The 24914-nt window shown below is 69.8% G+C and carries 23 protein-coding genes, 5 tRNA genes and 3 pseudogenes; 11 read left to right on the top strand and 20 right to left on the bottom strand.

All coding sequences use genetic code 11. The annotated features are described in order from the left end of the window. Nucleotides 1–172: 172 nt before the first annotated feature. Entirely contained in the window at nt 173–1927 is a 1755-nt protein-coding gene (gene fakA, locus OOK07_RS31030; protein WP_266799734.1) for a fatty acid kinase ATP-binding subunit FakA, read from the bottom strand. 254 nt (nt 1928–2181) lie between these two features. Here fakA and rpmB point away from each other — a divergent pair, with 254 nt between their 5' ends. Both rpmB and OOK07_RS31020 read left to right on the top strand, forming a co-directional pair. Beyond that, nucleotides 2182–2367 carry a 50S ribosomal protein L28 gene (gene rpmB, locus OOK07_RS31025; RefSeq protein WP_266685057.1) on the top strand — a complete coding sequence of 62 codons (186 nt, stop codon included), beginning with the start codon at nt 2182–2184 and terminating at the stop codon, nt 2365–2367. Nucleotides 2368–2484: 117 nt separating this feature from the next. Next, nucleotides 2485–2718: pseudogene (locus OOK07_RS31020) on the top strand (FAD-dependent oxidoreductase); the annotation flags it as partial. Here OOK07_RS31020 and thiD read toward each other — a convergent pair. Together thiD and OOK07_RS31010 are read right to left on the bottom strand one after the other, a co-directional pair. Beyond that, the gene (gene thiD / locus OOK07_RS31015; RefSeq protein WP_266799732.1) at nt 2681–3499 is read right to left on the bottom strand and encodes a bifunctional hydroxymethylpyrimidine kinase/phosphomethylpyrimidine kinase; all 819 of its coding nucleotides are present in this window, start codon (nt 3497–3499) and stop codon (nt 2681–2683) included. The pseudogene OOK07_RS31020 and the gene thiD sit on opposite strands and share 38 nt — an antisense overlap. Continuing rightward, nucleotides 3496–4461: a thiamine-phosphate kinase gene (locus tag OOK07_RS31010; RefSeq protein ID WP_266522089.1), complete on the bottom strand. Its 966-nt coding sequence runs from the start codon at nt 4459–4461 to the stop codon at nt 3496–3498. Before OOK07_RS31010 ends, thiD begins: the two co-directional genes overlap by 4 nt. A gap of 206 nt (nt 4462–4667) precedes the next feature. On the opposite strand from OOK07_RS31010, the gene OOK07_RS31005 reads away from it, so the two are divergent. Further along, nucleotides 4668–4901, top strand: a complete 234-nt coding sequence (locus OOK07_RS31005; protein WP_020121007.1) for an Lrp/AsnC family transcriptional regulator — start codon at nt 4668–4670, stop codon at nt 4899–4901. Between the two features lie 20 nt (nt 4902–4921). Then, the gene (locus OOK07_RS31000; protein WP_266685055.1) at nt 4922–5416 is read left to right on the top strand and encodes a DUF3515 domain-containing protein; all 495 of its coding nucleotides are present in this window, start codon (nt 4922–4924) and stop codon (nt 5414–5416) included. 34 nt (nt 5417–5450) lie between these two features. Here the strand turns inward: OOK07_RS31000 and OOK07_RS30995 are convergent, their stop codons facing one another. The 3 genes from OOK07_RS30995 to OOK07_RS30985 are packed head-to-tail and all read right to left on the bottom strand — an operon-like array spanning nt 5451 to nt 8475. Continuing rightward, on the bottom strand, nt 5451–6626 hold the full coding sequence (locus OOK07_RS30995) for a D-alanine--D-alanine ligase family protein (protein WP_266799729.1): 1176 nt from the start codon (nt 6624–6626) through the stop codon (nt 5451–5453). A 59-nt stretch (nt 6627–6685) separates the two neighbouring features. After that, nucleotides 6686–7696, bottom strand: coding sequence for an NAD(P)H-dependent glycerol-3-phosphate dehydrogenase (locus tag OOK07_RS30990; protein ID WP_266685053.1), 1011 nt, complete (start codon nt 7694–7696; stop codon nt 6686–6688). Then, entirely contained in the window at nt 7693–8475 is a 783-nt protein-coding gene (locus OOK07_RS30985; RefSeq protein ID WP_266799727.1) for a lysophospholipid acyltransferase family protein, read from the bottom strand. The genes OOK07_RS30990 and OOK07_RS30985 overlap by 4 nt, the downstream gene beginning before the upstream one ends. Before the next feature lie 157 nt (nt 8476–8632). Here OOK07_RS30985 and cofC point away from each other — a divergent pair, with 157 nt between their 5' ends. Together cofC and OOK07_RS30975 are read left to right on the top strand one after the other, a co-directional pair. After that, on the top strand, nt 8633–9268 hold the full coding sequence (gene cofC, locus OOK07_RS30980; RefSeq protein ID WP_266799726.1) for a 2-phospho-L-lactate guanylyltransferase: 636 nt from the start codon (nt 8633–8635) through the stop codon (nt 9266–9268). Nucleotides 9269–9277: 9 nt separating this feature from the next. Next, the gene (locus OOK07_RS30975; protein WP_266685050.1) at nt 9278–9481 is read left to right on the top strand and encodes a hypothetical protein; all 204 of its coding nucleotides are present in this window, start codon (nt 9278–9280) and stop codon (nt 9479–9481) included. Between the two features lie 84 nt (nt 9482–9565). Here the strand turns inward: OOK07_RS30975 and OOK07_RS30970 are convergent, their stop codons facing one another. From OOK07_RS30970 to leuC, 4 genes are all read right to left on the bottom strand, one after another. Then, entirely contained in the window at nt 9566–10219 is a 654-nt protein-coding gene (locus tag OOK07_RS30970; RefSeq protein ID WP_266685049.1) for an HU family DNA-binding protein, read from the bottom strand. Between the two features lie 137 nt (nt 10220–10356). Continuing rightward, nucleotides 10357–10587, bottom strand: coding sequence for an SCO5555 family protein (locus OOK07_RS30965; protein WP_266522065.1), 231 nt, complete (start codon nt 10585–10587; stop codon nt 10357–10359). Nucleotides 10588–10863: 276 nt separating this feature from the next. Beyond that, nucleotides 10864–11457 (bottom strand): 3-isopropylmalate dehydratase small subunit, encoded by a 594-nt coding sequence (leuD, locus tag OOK07_RS30960; RefSeq protein ID WP_266685048.1) that lies wholly within the window; start codon nt 11455–11457, stop codon nt 10864–10866. 5 nt (nt 11458–11462) lie between these two features. Beyond that, nucleotides 11463–12893, bottom strand: coding sequence for a 3-isopropylmalate dehydratase large subunit (gene leuC, locus OOK07_RS30955; protein WP_266799723.1), 1431 nt, complete (start codon nt 12891–12893; stop codon nt 11463–11465). 188 nt (nt 12894–13081) lie between these two features. On the opposite strand from leuC, the gene ndgR reads away from it, so the two are divergent. Continuing rightward, the gene (gene ndgR, locus OOK07_RS30950) at nt 13082–13798 is read left to right on the top strand and encodes an IclR family transcriptional regulator NdgR (protein ID WP_028806673.1); all 717 of its coding nucleotides are present in this window, start codon (nt 13082–13084) and stop codon (nt 13796–13798) included. A 93-nt stretch (nt 13799–13891) separates the two neighbouring features. Here ndgR and OOK07_RS30945 read toward each other — a convergent pair. Beyond that, nucleotides 13892–14395 (bottom strand): annotated as a pseudogene (locus tag OOK07_RS30945) (monooxygenase family protein); the annotation flags it as partial. A 77-nt stretch (nt 14396–14472) separates the two neighbouring features. Between OOK07_RS30945 and OOK07_RS30940 the strand changes: the two are divergent. Continuing rightward, nucleotides 14473–14745, top strand: a pseudogene (locus tag OOK07_RS30940) (MerR family transcriptional regulator); the annotation flags it as partial. A gap of 53 nt (nt 14746–14798) precedes the next feature. On the opposite strand, the gene OOK07_RS30935 reads toward OOK07_RS30940, so the two are convergent. The 8 genes from OOK07_RS30935 to OOK07_RS30900 all read right to left on the bottom strand — a co-directional run bounded on the left by OOK07_RS30935 (nt 14799) and on the right by OOK07_RS30900 (nt 18400). Beyond that, nucleotides 14799–14871, bottom strand: a tRNA-Glu gene (locus tag OOK07_RS30935). 28 nt (nt 14872–14899) lie between these two features. Then, nucleotides 14900–14971 (bottom strand) — tRNA-Gln (locus OOK07_RS30930). Between the two features lie 20 nt (nt 14972–14991). Further along, nucleotides 14992–15064 (bottom strand) — tRNA-Glu (locus OOK07_RS30925). Between the two features lie 29 nt (nt 15065–15093). Further along, nucleotides 15094–15166 (bottom strand) — tRNA-Glu (locus OOK07_RS30920). Nucleotides 15167–15208: 42 nt separating this feature from the next. After that, nucleotides 15209–15280: transfer RNA gene (locus tag OOK07_RS30915), tRNA-Gln, on the bottom strand. A gap of 91 nt (nt 15281–15371) precedes the next feature. Next, a complete protein-coding gene (locus OOK07_RS30910) occupies nt 15372–16121 on the bottom strand; it encodes an HAD family hydrolase (protein WP_266799722.1) in 750 nt (249 codons plus the stop codon). 16 nt (nt 16122–16137) lie between these two features. Further along, a complete protein-coding gene (gene gltX / locus OOK07_RS30905) occupies nt 16138–17622 on the bottom strand; it encodes a glutamate--tRNA ligase (RefSeq protein WP_266799720.1) in 1485 nt (494 codons plus the stop codon). Then, a complete protein-coding gene (locus tag OOK07_RS30900) occupies nt 17615–18400 on the bottom strand; it encodes a fumarylacetoacetate hydrolase family protein (protein WP_266685044.1) in 786 nt (261 codons plus the stop codon). Before OOK07_RS30900 ends, gltX begins: the two co-directional genes overlap by 8 nt. Before the next feature lie 291 nt (nt 18401–18691). On the opposite strand from OOK07_RS30900, the gene OOK07_RS30895 reads away from it, so the two are divergent. Together OOK07_RS30895 and OOK07_RS30890 are read left to right on the top strand one after the other, a co-directional pair. Next, nucleotides 18692–19132: a hypothetical protein gene (locus OOK07_RS30895; RefSeq protein ID WP_266685043.1), complete on the top strand. Its 441-nt coding sequence runs from the start codon at nt 18692–18694 to the stop codon at nt 19130–19132. Between the two features lie 114 nt (nt 19133–19246). Continuing rightward, complete coding sequence (locus OOK07_RS30890) at nt 19247–20170, top strand: hypothetical protein (protein ID WP_266799719.1); 924 nt, start codon at nt 19247–19249, stop codon at nt 20168–20170. 14 nt (nt 20171–20184) lie between these two features. On the opposite strand, the gene OOK07_RS30885 is transcribed toward OOK07_RS30890, so the two are convergent. Next, complete coding sequence (locus OOK07_RS30885; protein ID WP_266685041.1) at nt 20185–20382, bottom strand: hypothetical protein; 198 nt, start codon at nt 20380–20382, stop codon at nt 20185–20187. Nucleotides 20383–20986: 604 nt separating this feature from the next. Between OOK07_RS30885 and OOK07_RS30880 the strand changes: the two genes are divergently transcribed. Further along, the gene (locus OOK07_RS30880) at nt 20987–24910 is read left to right on the top strand and encodes a sensor histidine kinase (protein ID WP_266799718.1); all 3924 of its coding nucleotides are present in this window, start codon (nt 20987–20989) and stop codon (nt 24908–24910) included. Nucleotides 24911–24914 lie beyond the last annotated feature (4 nt).

The raw sequence follows: 24914 nt of genomic DNA, 5'->3' as shown, positions 1-24914 counted from the left end.
CAGACCCTGAAGATCCGGAAGCAGGAGCCCGGCCCACCCCCAGCACGCACCCCCTGAAGGCCCGGGAACAGGAATCCGGCTGACGCGCAGCAGACTCTGGAAACCCAGGAGCAGGAGACCGGGCTTGCGCAGCAGGCCTCGCAGGCCCGGAAGCAGAAAGCCTGCCGACGCGCTACTCGACGCCGATCAGCAGGAGCGCCCCCTGTCGTCCGCCCCGGTACACCACCGTGTCGACGGCGAGATAGGACTCCCGCACGCGTGCCTCCAGCTGGTCGGCGACGGACTCCGGGGCCTCGTCGCCGAGGACGAGGGTGACCAGCTCACCGCCGGCCTGGAGCATGCGGTCCAGGACGGTCTCGGCGGTGCCGGTGACGTCCGAGCCGATCACGGCCACGTCGCCCTCGATGAGACCGAGCACGTCACCGGCCTGGCAGATGCCCGCCATGGTCCAGGACTGCCGCTCGGCGACGGCGACCTCGGCGTAACGGGTCGCGCCCGCCGCCGACGTCATCGACACGACGTCCTCGTCGAAACGGCGCCCGGGCTCGTGCACGGCGAGCGCCGCGATCCCCTGGACCGCGGAGCGGGTCGGGATCAGGGCCACGCGGATCCCCTCGGTGCGTGCCTGTTCGGCCGCCGCGGCCGCGGTGTGGCGCAGGTCGGCGTCGTTGGGCAGCAGCACGACCTCGCGCGCGTGTGCCCGCCGTACGGCGTCGACCAGCTCGCCGCTCACGGGCGGCTCCCCGGGGCGCGCGAGCACGGTGGTCGCACCGGCCTCGGTGTACAGCCCGGCCAGCCCCTCGCCCGGCACCACGGCCACGACCGCCCGCTGGACCGGCTCCCTGGGCGGACGTGCGCCCCCGCGCGTGTGTACGTCGCCGAGCCCGAAGTGGGTGATCCGGATCCGGTACGGCCGTCCGGCCTCGACGCCCGCCTCCACGGCGGCGCCCGCGTCGTCCACGTGCACGTGGACGTTCCACAGCCCGTCGCCGCCGACCACGACCAGAGAGTCCCCGAGGGCGTCGAGCCGGGTCCGCAGCCTCGTCATGGCCGCGTCCTCGGCCTCCAGCAGGTAGATCACCTCGAAGGCGGGACCGTCCTCCTGCGGGGCGTCGGCGCAGTCTCCGGCGTCGGCCGGAGACGCTCCTTCGTCCACGGCCGGTCCAGTCTCCGGGCCGCCGCCCGCCACCACCGTCCCCACGCGCGCGTGCCCGCCGGAAACAACCGCCCCCGGCGCCTCCCCCGTGAACGTCTCCACCAGCGCCGCGAGCACCGCCACCAGCCCGCGCCCGCCGGCATCGACCACCCCGGCGCGCCCCAGCACGGCCAGCTGTCCCGTAGTCTCGGCCAGCGCCGTGCACGCTCCCTCGTAGGCCGCCCGTGCGACCGTCCCGCAGTCGCCCCCGGCTCTCCCGGCCGCGTCGGCGGCGGCCGAGGCGACCGACAGGACCGTGCCCTCGACGGGGTGGGCGACGGCCTGGCGGGCGGAGTCCGCCGCGTGCCGCAGCGCGAGCCGGAGGCCCGAGCTGTCGGTGTGAGGTGTCCCACCATCGGCGGCGAACACCTGGGCCATGCCGCGCAGCAGCTGCGCCAGGATCGTCCCGGAGTTCCCCTGGGCGCCTATCAGCGCACCGTGCGCCATCGCGCGCACCGCGTCGGCGAGTGTCGGCTTCCCGGGCTCCCCCGGGCCCCCTGCACCGGTCGGCAGAGCACCGGCACCGACCGCGTGAGCTGCGAAAACGGCCTCCACGGCCGCCACCGCGGACTCCACTGTCAGATACAGGTTGGTGCCCGTGTCGCCGTCGGCCACGGGGTAGACGTTGATCGCGTCGATCTCCTCGCGCGCGCGGCCGAGCTTCTCCAGCGCGAGGCCGCACCAGGTACGCACCGCGAGAGCATCGAAGAATGTCTGCGGCACCTGCGCCACCTGCGCCTCCTTGAGCTGCTGGACTGGACGCAGCGTAGACCCAGGGCCGGTGCCAGCCGGAAGAGGGCCGGGAGGAGCCCTGATCAGCCATGGTAGTTTCGTGGCACCGGCGCAGTCGTTGTATGCTGCTCCGGTTGCCCGATCCTGATCGGGCCATACCCCTGGCACCGCCACTCAGATCTCTGATCCTGCGATCTTGATCCCGGCATGCCGGGATCCAACCGTAAGTGCATCTGAAGTCTTTGGAGTGACCCGTGGCTGCCAACTGCGACGTCTGCGGCAAGGGGCCGGGCTTCGGCAACAACATCTCGTTTTCGCACCGCCGTACGTCCCGTCGCTGGAACCCGAACATCCAGCGTGTGCGTACCGTGGTGGGCGGGACGCCGAAGCGCCTGAACGCTTGCACCTCGTGCATCAAGGCCGGCAAGGTCTCGCGCTGACGCTCAGCTGAGCGCGCGGCCACTGCCGGTTCGCTGTAAGAAGCCGGTCCACCTCGGTGGATCGGCTTTTTGCTGTGCCCGCCCGCGGGTGTGCTGCAAGGATCGTGCGAATGCGCTTCGGCATCCGCCGAGTACGAGACCCGGATCCGGGACTTCGCCAAGGGCTGCCAGAAGATCTCCGGCAACGCGGGCCCGTTCTTCGCCCCGGCGACCGAGCGGCGCATCCGCAACCGGGATCGCATGTACCGGGTCCTCGGCTCCCGCCCCCTGGCCCGCTTCTTCAAGAAGCTGACCGAGAAGGCGGCGACCGACATCAAGCTGAGGGAGTACCCGGCCCTGTCCGGGGCCTGAGGGCCCACCCGTGGTCCACGGGCCCGATCCCGCCGCCGAGTGCGAATCCGGCCGAGATCGCCCCGGTGACGTACTCCTTGGCCACCGCCACCGCCTGCGGCACGGACTGTCCCTTCGCGAGCTGCGACGCGATCGCGGACGCGAGGGTGCAGCCCGTGCCGTGCGTGTGCCGGTTGTCGTGGCGAGGGGCGCGCAGCCAGTGCTCCTCGGAGCCGTCGGTGAGCAGGTCCACGGCCTCACCCGGGAGATGACCGCCCTTGATGAGCACCCACGTCGGCCCGTACGACAGGACGGCGGCCGCCGCCTCGCGCAGGTCAGACTCCGACTCGACCCGCACACCGGCGAGTTGGGCCACCTCGTCGAGGTTCGGCGTCGCGACGGTCGCGAGGGGCAGGAGCCTGTGCCGTACGGACTCCAGCGCCGAGGCGGCCAGCAGTGAGTCGCCGTGCTTCGAGACGCCCACCGGGTCGACGACCGCCGGAGCGCCGGTGCCGCCGATCAACTCGGCCACGGCCTCGACGAGTTCGGCCGAAGCGAGCATTCCGGTCTTCACGGCCTGTACGCCGATGTCGTCCACGACGCTCCGGTACTGGGCCCGCACGGCCTCCACCGGCAGCTCCCAAGTCCCCTGCACGCCGAGCGAGTTCTGGGCCGTGACCGCCGTGACGACGCTCATGCCGTGCACGCCGAGCGCGAGCATCGTCTTCAGGTCGGCCTGGATTCCGGCCCCGCCGCCGCAGTCGGAGCCGGCCACCGTGAGGACCCTGGGAGGGGCGGTCATGACTCGATGTCCCCGAAGTGGTCCCAGCCGCCCTTGCTGGTCCACGGGGCCCCGTCGACCGTCACCTGGGGCAGCGCCGAGGGGTTGAGCACCTCGCCGATCACCTTCCAGCGGGCCGGCAGCTTCACGTCCGGCGGGAAGGTGGCCACGATCGCGTGGTCCTCTCCCCCGGTGAGCACCCACTGCATGGGGTCGACGCCGACGGCCTGCCCGATGTCGTTCATCTGGGACGGGATGTCGATCGCACCGGAACGGATGTCGATACGGACCTTGCTGGCCTCGGCGATGTGCCCGAGATCGGCGATCAGACCGTCGCTGACATCGCACATCGCGGTCGCGCCGAGTCCGGCGGCGGCCGGGCCCGCGTGATACGGCGGCTCGGGGCGCCGGTGCGCCTCCACGAACGCGCGCGGTGAGCGGAAGCCCCGGGAGAGCACCGCGTAACCGGCGGCGGACCAGCCCAGCCAGCCGGTGACGGCGACCAGGTCGCCGGGCTGGGCGCCGCCCCGGGTGATCGGCTCCTGGTTGCGCAGATCGCCGAGCGCGGTGATCGACACCATGATCGTGTCGCCTCGTACGACATCCCCGCCGACCACCGACGCGCCGGCCACCTGGCACTCGTCGCGCAGCCCGTCCATCAGCTCGCTCGCCCAGGTCACCGGGAGTTCGGCGGGTACGACCAGGCCGAGCAGCAGCGCGGTCGGCACGGCGCCCATGGCGGCGATGTCCGCGAGGTTCTGTGCGGCCGCCTTGCGCCCGACGTCGTAGGCGGTGGACCAGTCGCGGCGGAAGTGCCGGCCCTCCAGCAGGATGTCGGTGCTGGCCACGACCCTGCGGTCGGGCGCGGCGACCACAGCGGCGTCGTCGCCGGGGCCCACCCGGACCGCCGGGGTGGTGGTGAGACGGGAGGTGAGCTCCCTGATGAGCCCGAACTCCCCGAGCTCACCAACAGTGCCCTTCATTTCCCTTGCTCCCCTTCTGTCCCTTGCCGTGCCCGGTCGCGCGTCATCAGTGTCCTCGCTACGGTCGAGGTGACCGTCGGCTTCTGTCGTTCCCGCACCCGGCCGCGGCGTCCCGGGCCCGCGCAGGTCTCCCCGCGGCCGGTGACGACGCGATACCGTGGCGTTCCTTTTCCCCACATGATCCTCGTGGCCGCCCTGGAGGTTCCGTGGTACAGGCGTACATCCTGATCCAGACGGAGGTCGGCAAAGCGTCGACCGTCGCCGAGACGATCAGCAAGATTCCTGGAGTCATCCAGGCCGAGGACGTGACAGGACCTTATGACGTGATCGTGCGGGCCCAGGCCGACACCGTGGACGACCTCGGCCGCCTGGTGGTCGCCAAAGTCCAGCAGGTGGACGGCATCACCCGCACCCTGACCTGCCCGGTCGTCCATCTGTAGCCCCCGTCTACCCTTGGCCGGTGAACTCCTACCGTCACCGGCAGCGAACTGTTTTCGGGCTGCCCGCTCTGGTCGCGACGCTGATCACGGCCACGGGCTGCTCCTCAGCAGACGACAGCGCCCGGGCCTCGGTTCCCGGCCCGGGCGCGAAGGTCACCAAGCTGTGCCAGAACCTGGACACGATGCTGCCGTCCAAGGTCGACGGCCAGGATCGCAGGGATCCCGAACCGGCCTCCGCGCTGACCGCGGGCTGGGGCGACCCGGCGATCATACTGCGCTGCGGTGTCGAGCGGCCCGCGGAGATGAACGACCCCGAATCCGACGGGGTCGAGGTCGACGGGGTCGGCTGGCTGCTGCAGAAGCAGGACGACGGTTCGTTCCGCTTCACCACGACACTGCGCACGGCGTACGTGGAGGTCACCATCCCCAAGGACCGTACGGGAGACGGCATGGCACCGCTGGTCGACCTGGCGCCCTCGACAAAGAAGGCGATCCCCGAGGGGATCGCCGACTAGTGGTGTCCCGGCAGGTGCTGGAACCGCTGCTGCGTCAGCGAAGTCCCGTGGACCTGCGCAACGCCGCCTGGATGAGCCGTTCCACCAGTTCCGGATAGCCGATCCCGCTCGCCTGCCACATCTGCGGGTACATCGAGATCGGCGTCATGCCGGGCATCGTGTTGATCTCGTTGATCACGAACTCGCCGTCCTCGGTGAGGAAGAAGTCCGCGCGCACCAGGCCCTCGCAGGACGCGGCCTCGAAGGCGTCCACCGCCAGCCGCTGCACCTCGGCGGTCTCCTCCGGCGTCAGCGGCGCCGGCACGATCCCCGGGGTCGAGTCGATGTACTTGGCCTCGAAGTCGTAGTACGCGTGCGCGTCCGGCGGCGGGATCTCCGAGGGCACGCTCGCCCGCGGGCCGTCCTCGAACTCCAGCACCCCGCACTCGATCTCACGGCCGCGCAGTGCGGCCTCCACCAGGATCTTCGGGTCGTGCCGCCGGGCCTCGGCGATCGCCTCGTCGAGGCCGGAGAGGTCGTCGACCTTGGTGATACCGATCGACGAGCCCGCGCGCGCGGGCTTCACGAAGAGCGGCCAGCCGTGCTCGCCGGCGAAGTCCACGATCTTCTTGCGGGCGGCCGCACCCCTGTCCCCGTTCGGGGCGGTCTGCTCCCACTCGCGCGGCCGGATCACCACGTACGGGCCGACCTTGAGCCCGAAGGAGGTGAACACCCGCTTCATGTAGTCCTTGTCCTGGCCGACGGCCGAGGCGAGCACGCCGGAACCGACGTACGGGACGCCGGAGAGCTCCAGCAGGCCCTGCAGGGTGCCGTCCTCGCCGTACGGGCCGTGCAGGACGGGGAAGACGACGTCGACCTCACCGAGCGCCTTGGGCACCGATCCGGGCTCGCTGTAGACGACTTCGCGGTTGCCGGGGTCGACGGGGAGCACCACGCCGCCCTCGCTCGACTCGGCGAGCTCCTCGACGTCGGGCGTACGGCGCTCGGTGATCGCCATGCGTTCCGGTTCGTCGGCGGTGAGGGCCCAACGGCCGTCCCGGGTGATGCCGATCGGCAGGACGTCGTACTTGGTCCGGTCGACGGCCCGCAGAACGGCGCCGGCGGTGACCACGGAGATCCCGTGTTCGGAACTGCGTCCGCCGAACACGACGGCCACACGCGGTTTGCGAGGCGGCTGCTCAGGGCTCTGGGGGAGGTTCTCGGTGCTCATATCGCGTTGAGAGTACCCGTTGGTAAGGGCCTGAGACAGCGTGCCACCCGTGGCGTCGCTCAGCGTCGTTCGGGCTTCGCGCTGCGCGACATCAGCTCCTTGAGAGCGACCACGGGAGGCTTGCCCTCGTGCACGATGTCGACGACCGTCTCGGTGATCGGCATGTCGACGCCGTGCCGGCGGGCCAGATCCGCCACCGACTCACAGGACTTGACGCCCTCGGCGGTCTGCCTGGTGACCGCGATGGTCTCCTGCAGAGTCATGCCCTTGCCGAGGTTGGTGCCGAAGGTGTGGTTGCGCGACAGCGGCGAGGAGCAGGTCGCCACCAGGTCGCCCAGGCCCGCGAGTCCGGAGAAGGTCAGCGGGTCGGCGCCCAGCGCGACACCGAGCCGGGTGGTCTCGGCCAGGCCGCGCGTGATGAGCGAGCCCTTGGCGTTGTCGCCGAGGCCCATGCCGTCCGCGATGCCCACGGCGAGCCCGATGACGTTCTTCACGGCACCGCCCAGCTCGCAGCCGACCACGTCCGTGTTGGTGTACGGCCGGAAGTACGGCGTGTGGCAGGCGGCCTGGAGCCGCTGGGCGACCGCCTCGTCGGTGCAGGCGACCACGGCGGCGGCCGGCATCCGGGCGGCGATCTCACGCGCGAGGTTGGGCCCGGTGACGACCGCGATCCGGTCCGCGCCGATCTTGGCGACGTCCTCGATCACCTCGCTCATCCGCATGGCGGAACCGAGCTCGATGCCCTTCATGAGGGAGACGAGGACCGAGTCGGGCGCGAGCAGCGGCGCCCATTCGGCGAGGTTGCCGCGCAGGGTCTGCGAGGGGATCGCGAGGACGGCGAAGTCGGCGCCGCGCGCGGCCTCGGCGGCGTCCGTCGTCGCCCGTACGCCGTCCGGGAGTTCGACGCCGGGAAGGTAGTCGGGGTTCGTACGCGTGGAGTTGACCGCATCCGCGAGTTCGGCGCGGCGCCCCCACAGGGTGACCTCGCACCCCGCGTCGGCGAGCACCATGGCGAACGCGGTGCCCCACGAACCGGTGCCGAAGACGGCCGCCTTGACGGGCTTGCTCACGTACCCTGCCCCTCTTCCTGCTCGGCCTTCTCCTGGACCTGCGTCTGCGCCTGCGTCCTGCGCCGCTGCTCGATCCGCTCACGGCGCGGGTCGTAGGGCCTCTCGGGCGCCTCCTCGCCGCGGATGTCCTCCAGCTGGCGGGTGACGGCGGCCATGATGACCGCGGTCGCCTCCTTCAGGAGTTCCGGGGTCATCTCCTGGTCGTAGAAGCGCGAGAGGTCGACGGGCGGGCCCGCGAGCACGTGATGGGTCTTGCGCGGGCGAAGGTTGGGCTTCTTCGCGTAGGGCGGCAGCAGTTCGTTGGCGCCCCACTGGGCGACCGGAATCACCGGGCACTTGGTGGTCAGGGCGACGCGCGCGGCACCCGTCTTGCCGACCATGGGCCACTGTCCGGGATCCCGGGTGATGGTGCCCTCGGGATAGAACGCGACGCATTCACCGCGCTCCACGGCGGCGATCGCGGCCCGGAAGGCACTGAGTGCGTCGGTGGTCTCGCGGTAGACGGGGATCTGTCCGGTACCGCGCATCGCGGCGCCGACGAATCCCTTCCTGAAAAGGCCGCTCTTCGCCAGGAATCGCGGAACCCGCCCGGTGTTGTACTGATAGTGCGCGTATGCGAAGGGGTCCACGTGGGAATTGTGGTTCACCGCGGTGATAAATCCGCCGTCGGCCGGGATGTTCTCCATTCCGCGCCAGTCCCGCTTGATCAGAACCACCAGTGGCGGTTTGCAGAGGACCGCTGCGAAGCGGTACCAGAAGCCGATTCTGCGGCGGGGCACGCGGACACCTTCCTCTAGGGCCTTGGGGGGCCGCACAAGTGTCGCCCCAGGCCGCCGGTCTGTCGAGAACACCGTACGCCCCGGCGCCGCGACCGCCATATGGCCCAGGTGACGGCTGAGTGACAATGGCCGCGAGAAGAGAGGGACGGTTACAGCGGTGCAGTGGACCTTGGTCATACCCCTGAAAGCCCTGACGCGGGCCAAGAGCAGGCTCTCGGACACCGCCGCCGACGGGCTGCGCCCGGGCCTCGCCCTCGCGTTCGCCCAGGACACCGTGGCGGCGGCCCTGGCCTGCCCTGCTGTCAGGGATGTGGCGGTCGTCACCAACGACTCCCTGGCAGGCCGTGAGCTGGGCGCGCTGGGCGCCCGGATCGTCTCCGGCGAACCCCGCGGCGGCCTCAACGCGGCACTGGCGCACGGCGTCGCCGCGGTACGCACCGCACGCCCCGAAAGTCCCGTCGCGGCTCTGAACGCCGACCTTCCGGCGCTACGCCCCCGGGAATTGCTCCGGGTCCTGGACGCGGCCGCGGAATTCCCCCGCGCTTTCCTCGCCGACGCGGCCGTAATCGGCACGACCTTGCTGGCCGCAACACCGGCCCAGGAATTGCTCCCGGCATTCGGCCCCGATTCCCGGGCCCGCCACCGTGCGTCCGGCGCCATGGAACTGGCCCTCGACGCGGTGGATTCCGTACGCCAGGACGTGGACACCGGCGACGACCTGCGCGCCGCGCTGGCTCTCGGAGTGGGCCCCCGTACGGCTGCGGCCGCCCAGTTGCTGATCCCCGGGCAGTAGGCTGCGGCCATGCACGCGACCGCATACACGTACGACGCCGGGACGCGCAGCGGCAGTGTGCTGCTCGACGACGGCACCCCCGTCCCCTTCGAGGCCGACGCGTTCGACGCGGGCGGCCTGAGGATGCTGCGGCCCGGGCAGCGGGTGCGTATCGAGGTCGAGGGCGCCAAGGACAGCCCCCGGATCACGCTCGTGACGCTGCAGACCTTCTGAGGGCCGTTCCAGACCGCCCGCGGCAACGCCGCGGGCCGGACTCCGATGCGGAGTCCGGCCCGGCGCGTGAGTGCCCCTGTGCCCTTACCTCTTGCGGGCCGTGGCCTTCTTGGCGGTGGTCGTGCGAGCCGCGGACTTCTTGGCGGGGGCCTTCTTGGCCGTCGCCTTCTTCGCGGGGGCCTTCTTGGCCGTCGCCTTCTTGGCGGTGGTCTTCTTCGCCGCGGAGGTCTTGGCGGCGCCCGTGGTCTTCTTGGCCGTCGTCTTCTTCGCGGTCGCCTTCTTGGCGGTGGCCGTGGTCTTCTTGGCCGTCGTCTTCCTGGCCGTCGTCTTCTTCACGGCGCCGGTCGCCTTCTTGGCGGTCGTCTTCTTCGCCGCGGCCTTCTTGACGGTCGCGGAAGCCCCGCCGGTCAGGCTGCCCTTGGGCGCCTTCTTGACGGCGACCTCGCCGCCGCGCGGGAGCTTCTTCGAGCCGCTCACCAGGTCCTTGAAGCCCTGGCCCGCGCGGAAGCGCGGAACGGAGGTCTTCTTGACCCGAACCCGCTCGCCCGTCTGGGGGTTGCGGGCGTAGCGGGCCGGACGGTCGACCTTCTCGAACGAACCGAAGCCGGTGACCGAAACCCGGTCCCCCGCGACGGTCGCGCGGACGATGGCGTCCAGGACCGCGTCGACAGCCTCGGCGGCCTGCTGACGGCCACCGACCTTGTCGGCAATCGCTTCTACGAGCTGCGCCTTGTTCACGTCTTCCCCTTCGGAGACATTGCCAGAACGAAAGTGTTCAAGCTTTTTCGCACGTTAGGCAGATATATACCGCAAATCAAACACGAAACGGGCTAATCACCCGTGCGCCGCAACGAACTCGGCTGCCCCGGACGTGTTCAGCGGTCCTCTTCGGGGAATCGCCCCTCCTCGAGGTCCGCGGTGAACGCCTCCAGGCGCCTTGCCGCGTCGGCGAGATCGTGCTTGGCCGCGGCCGTAATGACCAGCAGCTTCCGGGTCAGCGCCATCCGTACGCCCTCCGGGACTTGCAGTGCGCGCACCGTTGTGTGCGCTTCCTTCAGTTGGTCCGCGACTGCCGCATAGAGCTCGAGTTGGCCGTCGTGTTCCATGCACAGATTGTGCCATCTGGGGCGAGTTGTCGCCTGCGGGGGTCGCAACTGTTGCCTCAAACGGCCTTCCGGGATCCGGCGGAAGTCGCGCCTACAGGACCCGGCTACCCCGGCAACAACCGCCCTAACGTGGGAAGTTGGCGACAGCCGCGCAGGCTCACGAGGCTGCTCGGACCCAGACACAGCTGTACCCCCGATCGGGCTGATCGGGGGTACAGAGGGGGTCTTCCGGTGGCCGAAACCCGTCGCGTCCCGGCTCTCCTGGCCGGGTCCGGGTCAGACCTTGAGCGTCCGCGGCTTGTACGAGGGGCGCTTGGCCTCGTACGTCGCGATGTCCGCCTCGTTCTGGAGGGTGATGGAGATGTCGTCCAGCCCGTTCAGCAGCCGCCAGCGGGAGTTCTCGTCCAGCTCGAAGGAGGCGGTGATGCCCTCGGCGCGCACCTCGCGGGCCTGAAGGTCGACGGTGATCTCGGCCTGCGGGTCCTTCTCGGTGAGTTCCTGCAGCGCGTCCACGATCTTCTGGTCCAGGACCACCGTGAGCAGGCCGTTCTTCAACGAGTTGCCGCGGAAGATGTCGGCGAAGCGAGAGGAGATCACGGTTTTGAAGCCGTAGTTCTGCAGCGCCCAGACGGCGTGCTCACGGGAGGAGCCGGTGCCGAAGTCGGGGCCGGCGACCAAAACCGTGGCGCCCTGCCGCTCGGGGCGGTTGAGGATGAAGTTCTCGTCCTTGCGCCAGGCCTCGAACAGCCCGTCCTCGAAACCGTCCCGCGTGACCTTCTTGAGCCAGTGAGCAGGGATGATCTGGTCGGTGTCGACGTTGGAGCGGCGCAGCGGGACGGCCCGCCCGGTGTGCGTGGTGAATGCTTCCATGTCTCTCAGACTCCAGCGGGCGTACGGGTCTCGGCGTCGGACAGGTCGGCCGGGGAGGCCAGGTGGCCCAGGACCGCCGTCGCGGCGGCGACCTGCGGCGAGACCAGGTGCGTACGGCCGCCCTTGCCCTGCCTGCCCTCGAAGTTGCGGTTGGAGGTGGACGCGGAGCGCTCACCCGGGGCCAGCTGGTCCGGGTTCATGCCCAGGCACATCGAGCAGCCCGCGTGCCGCCATTCGGCGCCGGCCTCCTTGAAGACGACGTCCAGGCCCTCGGAGACGGCCTGCAGACCCACCCGGGCGGAGCCCGGGACGACCAGCATCCGTACGCCGTCGGCGACTTTGCGGCCCTTCACGAGCTCGGCTGCGGCGCGCAGGTCCTCGATACGGCCATTGGTGCAGGAACCTACGAAGACGGTGTCCACCTTGATGGAGCGCAGTGCCTGTCCGGCCTCCAACCCCATGTATTCCAGGGCCTTTTCGGCGGCGTGGCGCTCCGAAGCGTCTTCGTACGAAGCAGGGTCGGGGACGTGGGCCGAAAGCGGCGCGCCCTGACCGGGGTTGGTGCCCCAGGTGACGAACGGCGACAGCGACGCGGCGTCGATGACGACCTCGGCGTCGAACTCTGCGCCCTCGTCCGTCTTCAGCGTCTTCCAGTACTCGACGGCGGCGTCCCAGTCCTCGCCCTCGGGAGCGTGGGCACGGCCCTTGATGTACTCGAAGGTCGTCTCGTCGGGGGCGATCATGCCCGCGCGGGCGCCGGCCTCGATCGACATGTTGCAGATGGTCATCCGGGCTTCCATCGAGAGCTTCGCGATGGCGGAGCCGCGGTATTCCAGGATGTAGCCCTGGCCGCCGCCCGTACCGATCTTGGCGATGATCGCCAGGATCAGGTCCTTGGCCGTGACGCCCTCGGGCAGCTCGCCGTCGACCGTGATCGCCATGGTCTTGGGGCGGGCCAGCGGCAGCGTCTGGGTGGCCAGCACGTGCTCGACCTGCGAGGTGCCGATGCCGAACGCCAGCGCGCCGAAGGCACCGTGCGTGGAGGTGTGGGAGTCACCGCACACGACCGTCGTACCGGGCTGGGTCAGGCCCAGCTGCGGGCCGACCACGTGCACGACGCCCTGCTCGACATCGCCGAGCGAGTGCAGGCGCACACCGAACTCGGCGGCGTTCTTGCGCAGCGTCTCCAGCTGGACCCGGGAGACCGGGTCCGCGATCGGCTTGTCGATGTCGAGGGTCGGGGTGTTGTGATCCTCGGTGGCGATGGTGAGGTCGAGACGCCGCACGGGACGCCCCGCCTGACGGAGACCGTCGAAGGCCTGCGGGCTGGTCACCTCGTGCAGGAGGTGGAGATCGATGAAGAGGAGGTCGGGCTCGCCCTCGGCGCGCCGGACGACGTGGTCGTCCCAGACCTTCTCCGCGAGTGTCCTACCCATCGCTTTCCCTCCGGCCGGCAAACGTCCACCGGCCCAACTAGAGATCTTGAGGAGACGGCACCCGGCCCCTGTTCACGGGCATCCGTCATCCGGCCCGTTCGGTCTGCGGGCCGCCGTGCATACAAGGGTTGCGCGTCTCACGGAAAAAGGAACTTGCGTTTCACAGAGTGAGACGTGAGTATCGTTTCATGGACAACAGCAGCGGCGTGGGCGTTCTGGACAAGGCAGCCCTTGTCCTCAGCGCCCTGGAGTCCGGGCCGGCCACCCTCGCGGGACTGGTGGCGGCCACCGGACTGGCACGACCGACGGCCCACAGACTGGCCGTGGCCCTGGAGCACCACCGTATGGTGGCACGTGACATGCAGGGCCGTTTCATCCTCGGCCCCCGGCTGGCAGAGCTGGCAGCGGCGGCGGGCGAGGACCGCCTCCTCGCGACCGCGGGCCCGGTGCTGACGCACCTGCGGGACATCACGGGCGAGAGCGCACAGCTCTACCGCCGCCAGGGAGACATGCGCATCTGCGTCGCCGCGGCGGAGCGCCTGTCCGGCCTTCGGGACACGGTCCCGGTCGGCTCGACGCTCACGATGAAGGCCGGCTCCTCGGCGCAGATCCTGATGGCCTGGGAAGAGCCGGAGCGCCTGCACCGGGGCCTGCAGGGCGCCCGCTTCACCGCCACCGCACTCTCGGGCGTACGACGCCGCGGCTGGGCCCAGTCCATCGGCGAGCGGGAGCCGGGCGTCGCCTCCGTCTCCGCGCCCGTCCGGGGCCCCTCCAACCGCGTGGTGGCCGCCGTCTCGGTCTCCGGACCCATCGAGCGCCTGACGCGCCACCCTGGCCGTATGCACGCCCAGGCCGTCATCGACGCCGCGGGCCGCCTCTCCGAGGCCCTGCGCCGCACCGGCTGACCGGCGCCGGATCCCTTCGGGCACATCCGAGGAGGGCCCGCCCCCGACGCCGCGGCAGACCCTCCCCGGTCCCCCTGGTCGGCCGGCCTTCCGGGCCGCCCCTGCCGACCGGTGCGCGAACCGGTCCTCGGCATACCTCCCGCGCTTCTCCAGTGGCACCTGCCCGTGCGCGCCCGCGAGGCCGACGGCCGGCATGTCGAAGTAGATCGACTCGTACGATCCCTCGGGCACCACGTACGCCTCGTGCCACACCCCCACGCGTCCGCGCACCTTCCCCGCCCGCTCCTTGCGGTTGACGATCCCCCACACGCGGTGGTGGAACATGTCCGGCGAGGCGGCGTACGCGTAGAGCTCCTCCTTGCTCTCCCAGTACTGCACGAGGTAGTACGTCCGCGGCGAGGCCGTCAGCACGACGCGCGCCAGCAGCCCCCGGTCAGCGTCCCGCGCAAGCACCCCCAGCATGCGGAACATCGACAGCATGACCGGCAGCCACTGGTGCACCGCCCAGAAGTGGTTGACCCGTATCCCGATGAGCAGGACCACCACATCGCCTTCGGCATCCGCGGTCGTACGGCCCGGTACCGGTTTCGCGAACATGGTGACCCCTCTTCCGTATGGGATAGCAGCACTATCCCCTTGGACGGTGCTTGGATAGTGGCGCTTCCCAAGGAGGGGCGACCATCTCCCCCGCCTACCGCTCACTGGTGGTGGCGGTGGCCGCGTTCCGCCGGCTCGGCTACGAATGGGGCGCCGAACTCCTCATGTCGTACGGGACGTTGATGCACGAGACCGCGAAACTCGACCTGGACTTCGTGAAGACACACCCGTCCGAGGCGGAGAGGGTGGAGACGGCTGTGCTCGGTGCCGTACTCACCGAGCCGATGCTGCAGGCGCTGCGGCGGCTGGCCCAGGAGGAGGAGACGACGCGGCGGTACGGCTTCGGTTAGCCGCCGCCGGACACGAAGAAGGCCCCCCGCCGAAGCGAAGGGCCTTCCTGTTGTACCCCCGACCGGATTCGAACCGGCGCTACCGCCTTGAGAGGGCGGCGTGCTAGGCCGCTACACAACGGGGGCGAGGATCTGACGTTTCCGCAGATCCGAGCTGGTCTACCTGGACTCGAACCAAGAATGACGGTACCAGAAACCGTAGTGTTGCCAATTACACCATAGACCAATATGGTATTGAGTTTTGCGTACCCCCGACCGGATTCGAACCGGCGCTACCGCCTTGAGAGGGCGGCGTGCTAGGCCGCTACACAACGGGGGCCCCAGCGATCCCGAGTTGATCGAGATCAGTACCCCCGACCGGATTCGAACCGGCGCTACTGCCGTGAGAGGGCAGCGTGCTAGGCCGCTACACAACGGGGGCTTCGCGGAGTTGACCTCCGCCTTTGCAGATGAGCTCTGCGAGCTGGCCTACCTGGACTCGAACCAAGACTAACTGAACCAGAATCAGTCGTGCTGCCAATTACACCATAGGCCACTGGAACGCAAGCCCCTGTGGGGATCTTGTTCTAGTTCGCTCCTCCGGTTCCCGGCCTCTCGGCCCGCTCTCCGGCGGCGCAGGAAGAACATTACCTGAAGGTGGACGGGGCTCCAAAACGGGTATCGGCGCCGAGGACGGTGGGAAGTTCGGCGAGGGAGGCGATCCGGTGCGGGCGCCCGAGCGCGCCGCCGCCGGTGCGCCGGCCACCGCCGGTGTGCGCGCCGCCGCGGTCGATCCAGACCGACAGCAGCCCTGCTTCGGCGGCACCGCGCCCGTCGATCTCCGGGTGGTCGCCTACGTACGCCACGTGGTGCGGGGCGAGTTCCAGGGCCTCGCAGACGGCCAGGAAGGCACCGGCCTCGGGCTTGGAGACGCCGAGTTCGGCGGCGCACAGGACGACCTCGAAACGGTGGTGCACGCCGAGCGAGCGCAGCTTGTGGTCCTGGACGTGGATGCTGGAATTGGACAGGACGGCGTGGCGGTGGCTGACCGCGAGGGCGTCCAGAGCGGGCAGGACGTCCGGGAAGAGGGCCCAGGCGGCCTCGTAGTGCGTCCGGTAGCGCGCGAACCACGCGTCGGCCTCGTCGTCGCTCAGCTGCTCGCCCAGGAACACCCGTACGCGGTCGCGGCGCTGGCCGTCGAAGGTCACCTCGCCCGCCGAGAAGCGCGCCCACTGCCGGTCGGTGATCGCCCGCCACCGTGCGAGGGCCTGCTCCACGGTGTCGTAACCGTCCAGCAGGCCCTCGGCGGCGAGATGGCCCCGCATGCCCACCCGGTCCGCGGTCGTGTAGTCGAACAGGGTGTCGTCGACGTCCCAGACCACGGCGCGAATGCTCATGATCCGACCGTAGGTGTCAGGCTGTGAGCTTCGCCAGTGCCCCGTCGATACGGGACAGGGTCTTCTCCTTGCCCAGGATCTCCAGGGACTCGAAGAGGGGCAGGCCGACCGTGCGGCCGGTGACGGCGACACGGACCGGGGCCTGGGCCTTGCCGAGCTTGAGGCCGTGGGCCTCGCCGGCGGCCAGGACGGCCTCCTTCAGTGACTCGGCGGAGGTCCAGTCGGCCGAATCGAGCTTCTCGCGGGCCGTACGGAGCAGGTCGTCCGAGCCCTCCTTCATCGCCTTCTGCCAGCTCGCCTCGTCCTCGACCGGCTCCGGCAGGAACAGGAAGTCGACGTTGTCCGTGATCTCCGACAGGACCTTCAGACGGGTCTGGGCGTGCGGGGCGACCGCCTGCCACTTGGCCTCGTCGAAGTCCTCCGGCGCCCAGGGGGCGAACGGCGCCCGCAGCCACGGTGCGCAGCGCTCGGTGAAGTCCTTCACATCCAGCAGACGGATGTGGTCGGCGTTGATCGCCTCGCACTTCTTGAGGTCGAAGCGGGCCGGGTTGGGGTTGACGTCCGCGATGTCGAAGGCCGCCACCATCTCGTCCATCGCGAAGATGTCCTGGTCCGCCGAGAGCGACCAGCCAAGCAGCGAGAGGTAGTTGAGCAGGCCCTCGGGGAGGAAGCCGCGCTCGCGGTAGAGGTTCAGCGACGACTGCGGGTCACGCTTGGAGAGCTTCTTGTTGCCCTCGCCCATCACGTACGGCAGGTGGCCGAAGCGAGGGGTGCTCTTGGCGATTCCCAGCTCGGTCAGCGCCTTGTAGAGCGCGATCTGGCGCGGGGTGGAGGAGAGCAGGTCCTCGCCGCGCAGGACGTGGGTGATCTCCATCAGGGCGTCGTCGACCGGGTTGACGAGGGTGTACAGCGGGGCGCCGTTCGCGCGGACGATGCCGTAGTCCGGCACGTTCTCCGGGGTGAACGTCAGCTCGCCGCGGACCAGGTCGGTGAAGGTGATCGTCTCGTCGGGCATGCGGAAGCGGACGATCGGGGTACGGCCCTGGGCCTTGTACTCCTCGGTCTGCCCGGCGCTCAGGTCACGGCAGTGGCCGTCGTAGCCGGACGGCTTGCCTGCGGCGCGGGCGGCCTCGCGGCGGGTGTCCAGCTCCTCCTGGGAGCAGTAGCAGTGGTACGCGTGACCCGCTTCCAGGAGCTTGCCCGCGATGCCCTTGTACAGGTCCATGCGCTGCGACTGACGGTACGGCGCGTGCGGGCCGCCCACCTCGGGGCCCTCGTCCCAGTCGAAGCCCAGCCAGCGCATCGCGTCGAGCAGCTGGCCGTACGACTCCTCGGAGTCGCGGGCCGCGTCGGTGTCCTCGATGCGGAAGACGAGCGTGCCCTGGTGGTGCCGGGCGAACGCCCAGTTGAACAGGGCGGTGCGCACCAGGCCCACGTGGGGGTTACCGGTGGGCGACGGACAGAAACGGACGCGAACTGGGGAGCCGGGTGCGCTAGCCACGCTTGACAACCTTGTTGGTGAGAGTGCCGATGCCTTCGATGGTGACGGCGACCTCGTCGCCGACGGTGAGCGGTCCGACGCCTGCCGGGGTGCCCGTGAGGATCACGTCGCCGGGGAGCAGCGTCATGGCCTCGGAGATGTTGACGATCAGGTCCTCGATCGAGTGGATCATCTCGCTGGTGCGGCCGAGCTGGCGTTGCTCGCCGTTGACCGTGAGCTGGATGGTCAGGTCGCTCGCGGCAGCGATGTCGAGGCCTGTCTCCACCCACGGGCCCAGGGGGCAGGAGGTGTCGAAGCCCTTGGCCCGCGCCCACTGCTTCTCGCGCTTCTGGACGTCGCGCGCGGTGATGTCGTTGGCGCAGGTGTAGCCGAGGACGACGTCCTTGACGCGCTCGCGCGGGACCTCTCGGCACATGCGGCCGATGACCACGGCCAGCTCGGCCTCGTGGTGCAGGTCCTCGGTGAAGGGCGGGTACTGGATCTCGTCGCCGGGGCCGATCACCGAGGTGGAGGGCTTGAAGAAGGCGAACGGGGCGTCGGGCACCTCGTGGCCCAGCTCGCGCGCGTGCTCCGCGTAGTTGCGGCCGAAGGCCACGACCTTGTTGGGGAGCACCGGCGGCAGCAGCCGGACCTTGCTCAGCGGAACCTTCGTACCGGAGAGCTCGAAGTCCGCGAACGGGATGCCCTTGATGATGTCGAGGACGAGCTCGTCCGGCTTGTCGCCCTCGACCGCGCCGAAGGCGACGTTCCCGTCGATGGAGAATCTGGCGATGCGCACGGGATCCTGCGCCCCTCACTGAGAACCGGCGTACTGACGCCCCAGGTTAACCGGTCGGGCCGTGTGCCGTTCGGCTGGCCCCGCGCACTGTGCAGCCCCTTTCCGGCCAGAAAGGCAATCCCTTTCGGCCGGAGAAGCCGCCTTAACGGAATATCGAATTCCGGAAAATGCCTACAACGGGGCATTTCAGCAGAGAATGATCTCGCGACTGTGAAATCTATTGATTCGGGCATGGGCGCGCCATAGGCTGATCGCCGCTAAAACCACCGAGTTCGCAACGGGGAGGACCCCATGAAGGTATCTCGAAAGTTCCGTGCCCTGGCTGTGGCGATTCCCGCCACGGCCGCCGCTGTATTGGGCATGGCACCCCTGGCACACGCCGACGCAGGACCGTACTGCCTTGACTCGCAGAAGAACTGCGGAGTCTTCTTCTACAACAGTGGACTGTCAGGTTCGTTCACCGCGTTCAGAGGCACCAGCGTGTCCAATCTCGCCGGCTACACCTTTCTGACTTCGGGAGCCGGTAAGGGCGTGGCTGTGAAGAACAACGCGGCTTCGTTCAGCAACCAGAGCATCGACAACATCGCAACGGTCTTCTTCAACAGCGGTTATTCCGGCGCCTGCGACACATTCGCCCCGCTCACGGCCGCCGACCGACTGCACAACACCTACAACGAGAACGCTTCCATGGGCTTCGCCCGGAGCGGCACCAACTGTTACAAGTGGAACTAGGGCTACGGCAACGGCGCCACTGACGAACGGCATCCACCCCGCGCAGGGCGCCCGGCCCCGCGCGGGGCTCCCCCGGAGTTATCCCTCAGAGGCATCCCAGAGGCGTTTGGAATCATGAAGCGTTCGGCGATCCCCGCCCTGTCCCTCGCCCTCCCCTTCTGCCTTGCCCTGCTGACGGGCTGCGCCTCCCACGACTCCACGGGACGGGGCCCGGTCACCGCCTCCGGGGCACCGGAGCCGCCCACCGGCGGCGCGACGCCCGGACGGGCCGACTACACCTACCGGTTGCCGATCGCGGCGTACAGCTACAGCGACGCCGAATACGAGGTCATCGAAAGCGCCCAGCAGGTGATGGCGCGGGACTGCATGAGGAACTTCGGACTTCCCTACCGGCCGCCCGGGAAATCGGCACCGGCAGCCATCTCCGACCGGCGCTACGGACTGTCGGACATGGACGACGCGAACCGCTACGGATACCGGCTTCCACCGCAGCCGCCCGAGCCGGAGCCGAAACTCACCGCGGACCAGAAGAAAGTCCTCTACGGATCGCGAAGCAGGGAAATCCCGGGAGAGAAGAACGGCAGACTGGAGTACCGGGGAAAGGCAGTGCCGGACACGGGCTGCCTGGGGTCGTCCATCAAGAAGTTCGCCGAACCCTACGCGTACCCGGCGGGAGTGACGGCGGCCAGCAACATCTCCACCGACAGCTACAAGGATTCCATGCGGGACTCCGACATCAAGTCCCTCTTCACCCGCTGGTCCGCCTGCATGAAGGAGAAGGGGTACGACTACGCCTCTCCGATGGACCCGTTCCGCACGCCCGCGTTCACCCAGGGGGAAGTGACGGAGAAGGAGAGGAAGACGGCCGCTGCCGATGTGACGTGCAAGCGGAGTACGAATCTCCTGGAGTCCTGGCTGGATACCGAGACACGGATCCAGAAGGGAATGATCCGGAAGCACACCAAGGTGCTGCAGCGGCTGAAGGAGCTGCACCGGGAAAAGGTGGAGGCGGCCAGGAAGTTGACAGGCGGAGCATGACCGCCCCGGCCGTGCTACTCGGCCGCAGAGGCCGCCGCTGCACCCGCCGGCAGATCCATCAGAATGGTGCGTCGCGGGTTGGCCGTCTGGGCCGGGAGGTCGACGGAGTGCTCCGGCTGCTGCGGGGCCTGCAGTGCGTCGGCGTCCTCGAGGTGCGCCAGCGTGGTGCGCTGCGGGTTGGCTATGTTGCGGAACATCATCGTCGTCTTCACTGTTGAACGTGACCTTGTCGTCTAGGGGCGTCCGGCCAGACCGAAAGGGCCCTCGGCGCGAGCGCGGTTGTCAAAACGTTACGTCTTGTAAAGCGCCAGACTAAACATGCAATTCCCATCCGGAGACGGGGAGACCCCTTGATCAGCATGTGAGTTTGCTCACGGAGTGGCGGGCAAATCGGTCAATTCAGGCCCACAATCCACCCCAACGAAACGGACATTGGCCCCCTGAAGCCATCATTCCGCTCCTGATCATGTCGACTGGGACAACGTCCGATCCCGTGCAACTCGCGGGCATACGTCCGTTATGCGGGTGATCTCCTTCTACGGCTGGTGACTCGGTACTCACGTGCTGTCACGTACGTCACGGCATGACCCTCGAACCTTGTTGGAGATCCTGCTCTGTGCTGGAATGCCACGGACCGCCGCGGGATCGAGCCGGCGCACAGGGGGCGCGACGAGCGCCGCGTGACGGCAAGAAGGGGGAGCCAGCTCCGGTCACTCACGACCAACTGGGGGGCGCGTTCAGGGCGCTCTCCAAAACGCCGACACCGTGTCTTTCCGTTCACGCGGAGGGGCGCCTGGTCCAGAGGTTGCGACGCTAGTGCAGGGACGTTTCAAGAGGGATGGCAGTGCTTCGGCGGAGCCGGAGCCGCACGGCGGGACTGGCCCCAATGCCGGCAGTTCCTCGCCCCAGCACGCCCAGAACCAGGGCCTGGCGTCCGGCGACGGCGGTGAGCGCTCCGGGCGCCCCGGCGCGTCCGGACCTTCCGGGTCCTCCGGCACCACTCCCCCGCCGGTCAAGCCGCCGAAGGGCCCGGGCGGCCCCGGATCGCGCGTCGCGCTGCGCAACTGGCGCATCTCCACGCGCCTGGTGTCGCTGCTCGCGCTCCCCGTGGTGGCGGCGACCTCGCTGGGCGCCCTGCGCATCAGCGACAACATGAATGACATCCAGCAGCTCGACAACATGAAGCTGCTGACGGACATGACCAAGCAGGCCACCGAGCTGGCCGCCGCGCTCCAGGAGGAGCGCGACCAGTCCGCCGGCCCGCTGGCGCACGGCTCGAACGGCAGCGCCTACACGGTCAAGGGCTACCGCGACAAGACGGACCGGGCCGAGCAGAACTTCAAGGACGCCGCCGAACAGGTCGACGTCTCCGGCGAGGACACCCACCTCCAGGGTGTGCGCGAGAGCCTCGTCAGCGTCGTCAGCGACCTGGGCTCGCTGGAGAAGGTCCGGGCCGGCGCCTACGAGACGCAGCTCAACTCGTCCCAGACCGTCGAGTCCTACCACCGCCTCATCACGCACCTGCTGGACCTCTCGCAGGACATGGCGGAGGCCACCAGCAACCCCGAGATGATCCAGCGCACCCGCTCGCTGGCCGCGTTCTCCTCCGCCAAGGAGTACGCGTCCGTGCAGCGCGCGGTCCTCGCGGCGGCGCTTCCCGCGAACAACACCTCCGTCGGCAAGCTCTCGGAGAACGACCGGCTGTACGCGGAGTCGGCACTGCAGAGCCAGGGCTCCGAACTGCGCAGCTTCAAGAGCATCTACGGCACGGACTCGGCGGTCGCCCTCCTCAAGCCCATCGAGGAGAACAACGCGACGATCACGGCCACCGACAAGTACGCCGGCCGCGCGCTCGCCTCCACGGACGGCCTGTCCGACCTGCCGAAGCGGTCGTACCAGGACTGGGTGGACGACAGCTCGACCAAGATCGAGCAGATGAAGAAGATCGAGCACACGCTGCTCGAGGACATGGAGCAGAAGGCCCGCGAGCTGCGCTCCGCCTCCGAGCGCGAGGCGATCATCTCCGGTGCGCTGATCCTGCTCGTCCTCGGTGTCTCGCTCGTCGGCGCCTTCGTGGTGGCCCGGTCGATGATCCGCTCGCTGCGCCGGCTGCAGGAGACCGCCACCAAGGTCGCCCAGGACCGGCTGCCCGAGCTGGTCAAGCAGTTGTCCGAGTCGGACCCGCAGGACGTCGACACCTCCGTCGAGTCGGTCGGTGTGCACTCCAAGGACGAGATCGGCCAGGTGGCCGCGGCCTTCGACGACGTGCACCGCGAGGCGGTCCGGCTCGCCGCCGAGCAGGCCCTGCTGCGGGGCAACGTCAACGCGATGTTCACCAACCTCTCGCGCCGCTCCCAGGGCCTCATCCAGCGTCAGCTCTCGCTCATCTCCGAACTGGAGTCCCGCGAGGCCGACCCGGACCAGCTGTCCTCGCTGTTCAAGCTCGACCACCTCGCGACGCGCATGCGCCGTAACGGTGAGAACCTCCTCGTCCTCGCGGGTGAAGAGCCCGGCCGCCGCTGGACCCGCCCGGTCCCGCTGGTCGACGTGCTCCGTGCCGCCGCGTCCGAGGTGGAGCAGTACGAGCGCATCGAGCTTTCCTCCGTGCCGACCACCGAAGTGGCCGGCCGGGTCGTCAACGACCTCGTGCACCTGCTCGCCGAGCTGCTCGAGAACGCGACCTCGTTCTCCTCGCCGCAGACCAAGGTCAAGGTCACCGGTCACGCGCTGCCCGACGGCCGCGTCCTGATCGAGATCCACGACACCGGCATCGGCCTCTCCCCGGAGGACCTCGCGGCGATCAACGAGCGGCTCGCCTCGCCGCCCACCGTGGACGTCTCCGTCTCCCGCCGCATGGGTCTGTTCGTGGTCGGTCGCCTGTCGCAGCGCCATGGCATCCGCATCCAGCTGCGCCCCTCCGACTCCGGTGGTACGACCGCGCTGGTCATGCTGCCCGTCGATGTCGCCCAGGGCGGCAAGAAGCCGCAGCCCAAGACCGGTCAGGGCGCCCCTGTGAGCGGCGGTCCGGCCGCCGCTCAGGCCGCCGCCGGTGTGGCCGCGGCACGACGCCAGGCCGGTGCCCCCGGTGGCCCCCTCGGCGCAGGTGCGCTGGGCGGTGGTGCTCCGGGCGGTGCCCTCGGTGCCGGTGCCCCCTCCGGTGGAGGCCGGCTGGGTGCCGCTCAGGGTCCGCGTGCCGCGCTGCCGGGTGCCGGTGGCAACGGCGGCGGCCGTCCGGGCGCGCCGGGCGGACACCGTGGACCGCAGTCCCCGGCAGCCCCGCAGCAGGGCCGGCCGTCTCCCGCGGGTGCGGGCGCCGGCTTCGGTCAGGCGCCGGGCGCGCCGCAGGGTCTGCAGCCCGCTGGCACGGGCCAGGACAGCTTCGGCGGCGCTCGTGGCGCCGTACCGCCGCAGTCCCCGGCTCCCGGCAACGCCGGCAACGAGCAGGGCGGGCGTTCCGGCGGCCGGCGTGGCCGTCAGCCGCAGCTGCCCGGCCGCGGTGGTCCGCGAGCCGAGCTGCCGGGCGGCAACCCGCAGCCCCGTACGCCGAGCTGGAGCGACGAGAACGCGCAGCCGCCAGTGCCGCGTGCCTCGCTCGACACCCCGCGCGGTCACGACGAGACCTCCCGGATGCCGCGTGTCGACGACCGTCAGGGCCCGGGCTCGACGTCGGAGATGCCGGCGATCGCGCGGACCGGCGACCTTCAGGGTCCCGGCTCCCCGACCGAGTTCGCCCAGGGCTCCGCCTCGGACTTCCCGCGCCCCGACTTCGGTGCACCGGCGCCGGGCAACCCGCAGCACACGGGCCAGTACGGCCGTCCCGGAGCGGACTCGCCGCAGAACACCGGCCAGTACGCCCAGCAGGACTTCGGTGCGCTTCAGCCGGGCTCGAACGGTTCGCAGAACACGGGCCAGTTCGTCCGCTCGGACGTCTTCGGCACTCCGAACGGCCAGGGCGGCCAGGGCGGCCAGGGCGGCCAGGGCGGCCAGAACAACCCGAGCAACCCGGCCAACACGGGCCAGTTCGCGAGCCCCCAGGCGTACGGGTACGACGGCAGCTCCACGGGCCAGTTCGCCGCGCCGGGCTACGACGGCGGCTCCACCGGGCAGCACTCGCTGCCCGGTCGCCCCGACCCCTCCGGCACCGGGCAGTTCGAGCGCTCGCAGGCGGGCGGCAACCAGGGCGACTTCGGTGCTCCGCGGCCGCCGGCCCCGTCGCGTCCGCAGCAGCGGCCCGCCCGCCAGGAGCCCGAGGCGCTGCCTCCGGCGACCGGCCCGGGCGACGGTCGTACACCGCTGTACGACACGCTGGAGACCAACTGGTTCCACGGCAGCGAGCAGGGCGACGGCTCCGGGCAGCAGGGCAACGGCTCCGCGGCACAGCAGCCGTCGGCTCCGTCCTCCGCCCCCGCGCCGGAGCACTCCACCTCCGCACAGCGTCCCGTCACCTCTTCCTGGCGCGCCTCACCGAACGACGACCTCGTCCGGCAGGCGGAACGCGTCAGGCAGCCGGCGGCGGGCGGCGTCACCACCTCCGGCCTGCCGCGCCGGGTGCCCCGGGCGAACCTCGTCCCGGGCACGGCTCAGCAGCAACAGCACCAACCCGGTCCGGCTGTCTCGCGTTCGCCTGACGACGTACGCGGCCGGCTGACCAATCTCCGTCGGGGCATCGCGCAGGGTCGCCAGGCCGGTACCGGCCAGACCGGCAGCTTCCCGAGCCCCACTCACCAGCAGGAGCGTTAGTTGA

The sequence above is a fragment of the Streptomyces sp. NBC_00078 genome, from assembly GCF_026343335.1.
Lineage (GTDB): Bacteria > Actinomycetota > Actinomycetes > Streptomycetales > Streptomycetaceae > Streptomyces.
Note: the sequence above shows the minus strand (reverse complement) of the source record. Positions and strands in the feature narration are given on the sequence as shown.

What these genes read in the sequence shown, in the direction of transcription:
- thiD (WP_266799732.1), bottom strand. Translation starts at nt 3,499, where the DNA reads ATGACCGCCCCTCCCAGGGTCCTCACGGTGGCCGGCTCCGACTGCGGC.
- OOK07_RS31010 (WP_266522089.1), bottom strand. Translation starts at nt 4,461, where the DNA reads ATGAAGGGCACTGTTGGTGAGCTCGGGGAGTTCGGGCTCATCAGGGAG.
- OOK07_RS30995 (WP_266799729.1), bottom strand. Translation starts at nt 6,626, where the DNA reads ATGAGCACCGAGAACCTCCCCCAGAGCCCTGAGCAGCCGCCTCGCAAA.
- OOK07_RS30975 (WP_266685050.1), top strand. Translation starts at nt 9,278, where the DNA reads ATGCACGCGACCGCATACACGTACGACGCCGGGACGCGCAGCGGCAGT.
- OOK07_RS30965 (WP_266522065.1), bottom strand. Translation starts at nt 10,587, where the DNA reads ATGGAACACGACGGCCAACTCGAGCTCTATGCGGCAGTCGCGGACCAA.
- leuD (WP_266685048.1), bottom strand. Translation starts at nt 11,457, where the DNA reads ATGGAAGCATTCACCACGCACACCGGGCGGGCCGTCCCGCTGCGCCGC.
- leuC (WP_266799723.1), bottom strand. Translation starts at nt 12,893, where the DNA reads ATGGGTAGGACACTCGCGGAGAAGGTCTGGGACGACCACGTCGTCCGG.
- ndgR (WP_028806673.1), top strand. Translation starts at nt 13,082, where the DNA reads ATGGACAACAGCAGCGGCGTGGGCGTTCTGGACAAGGCAGCCCTTGTC.
- OOK07_RS30910 (WP_266799722.1), bottom strand. Translation starts at nt 16,121, where the DNA reads ATGAGCATTCGCGCCGTGGTCTGGGACGTCGACGACACCCTGTTCGAC.
- OOK07_RS30895 (WP_266685043.1), top strand. Translation starts at nt 18,692, where the DNA reads ATGAAGGTATCTCGAAAGTTCCGTGCCCTGGCTGTGGCGATTCCCGCC.
- OOK07_RS30890 (WP_266799719.1), top strand. Translation starts at nt 19,247, where the DNA reads ATGAAGCGTTCGGCGATCCCCGCCCTGTCCCTCGCCCTCCCCTTCTGC.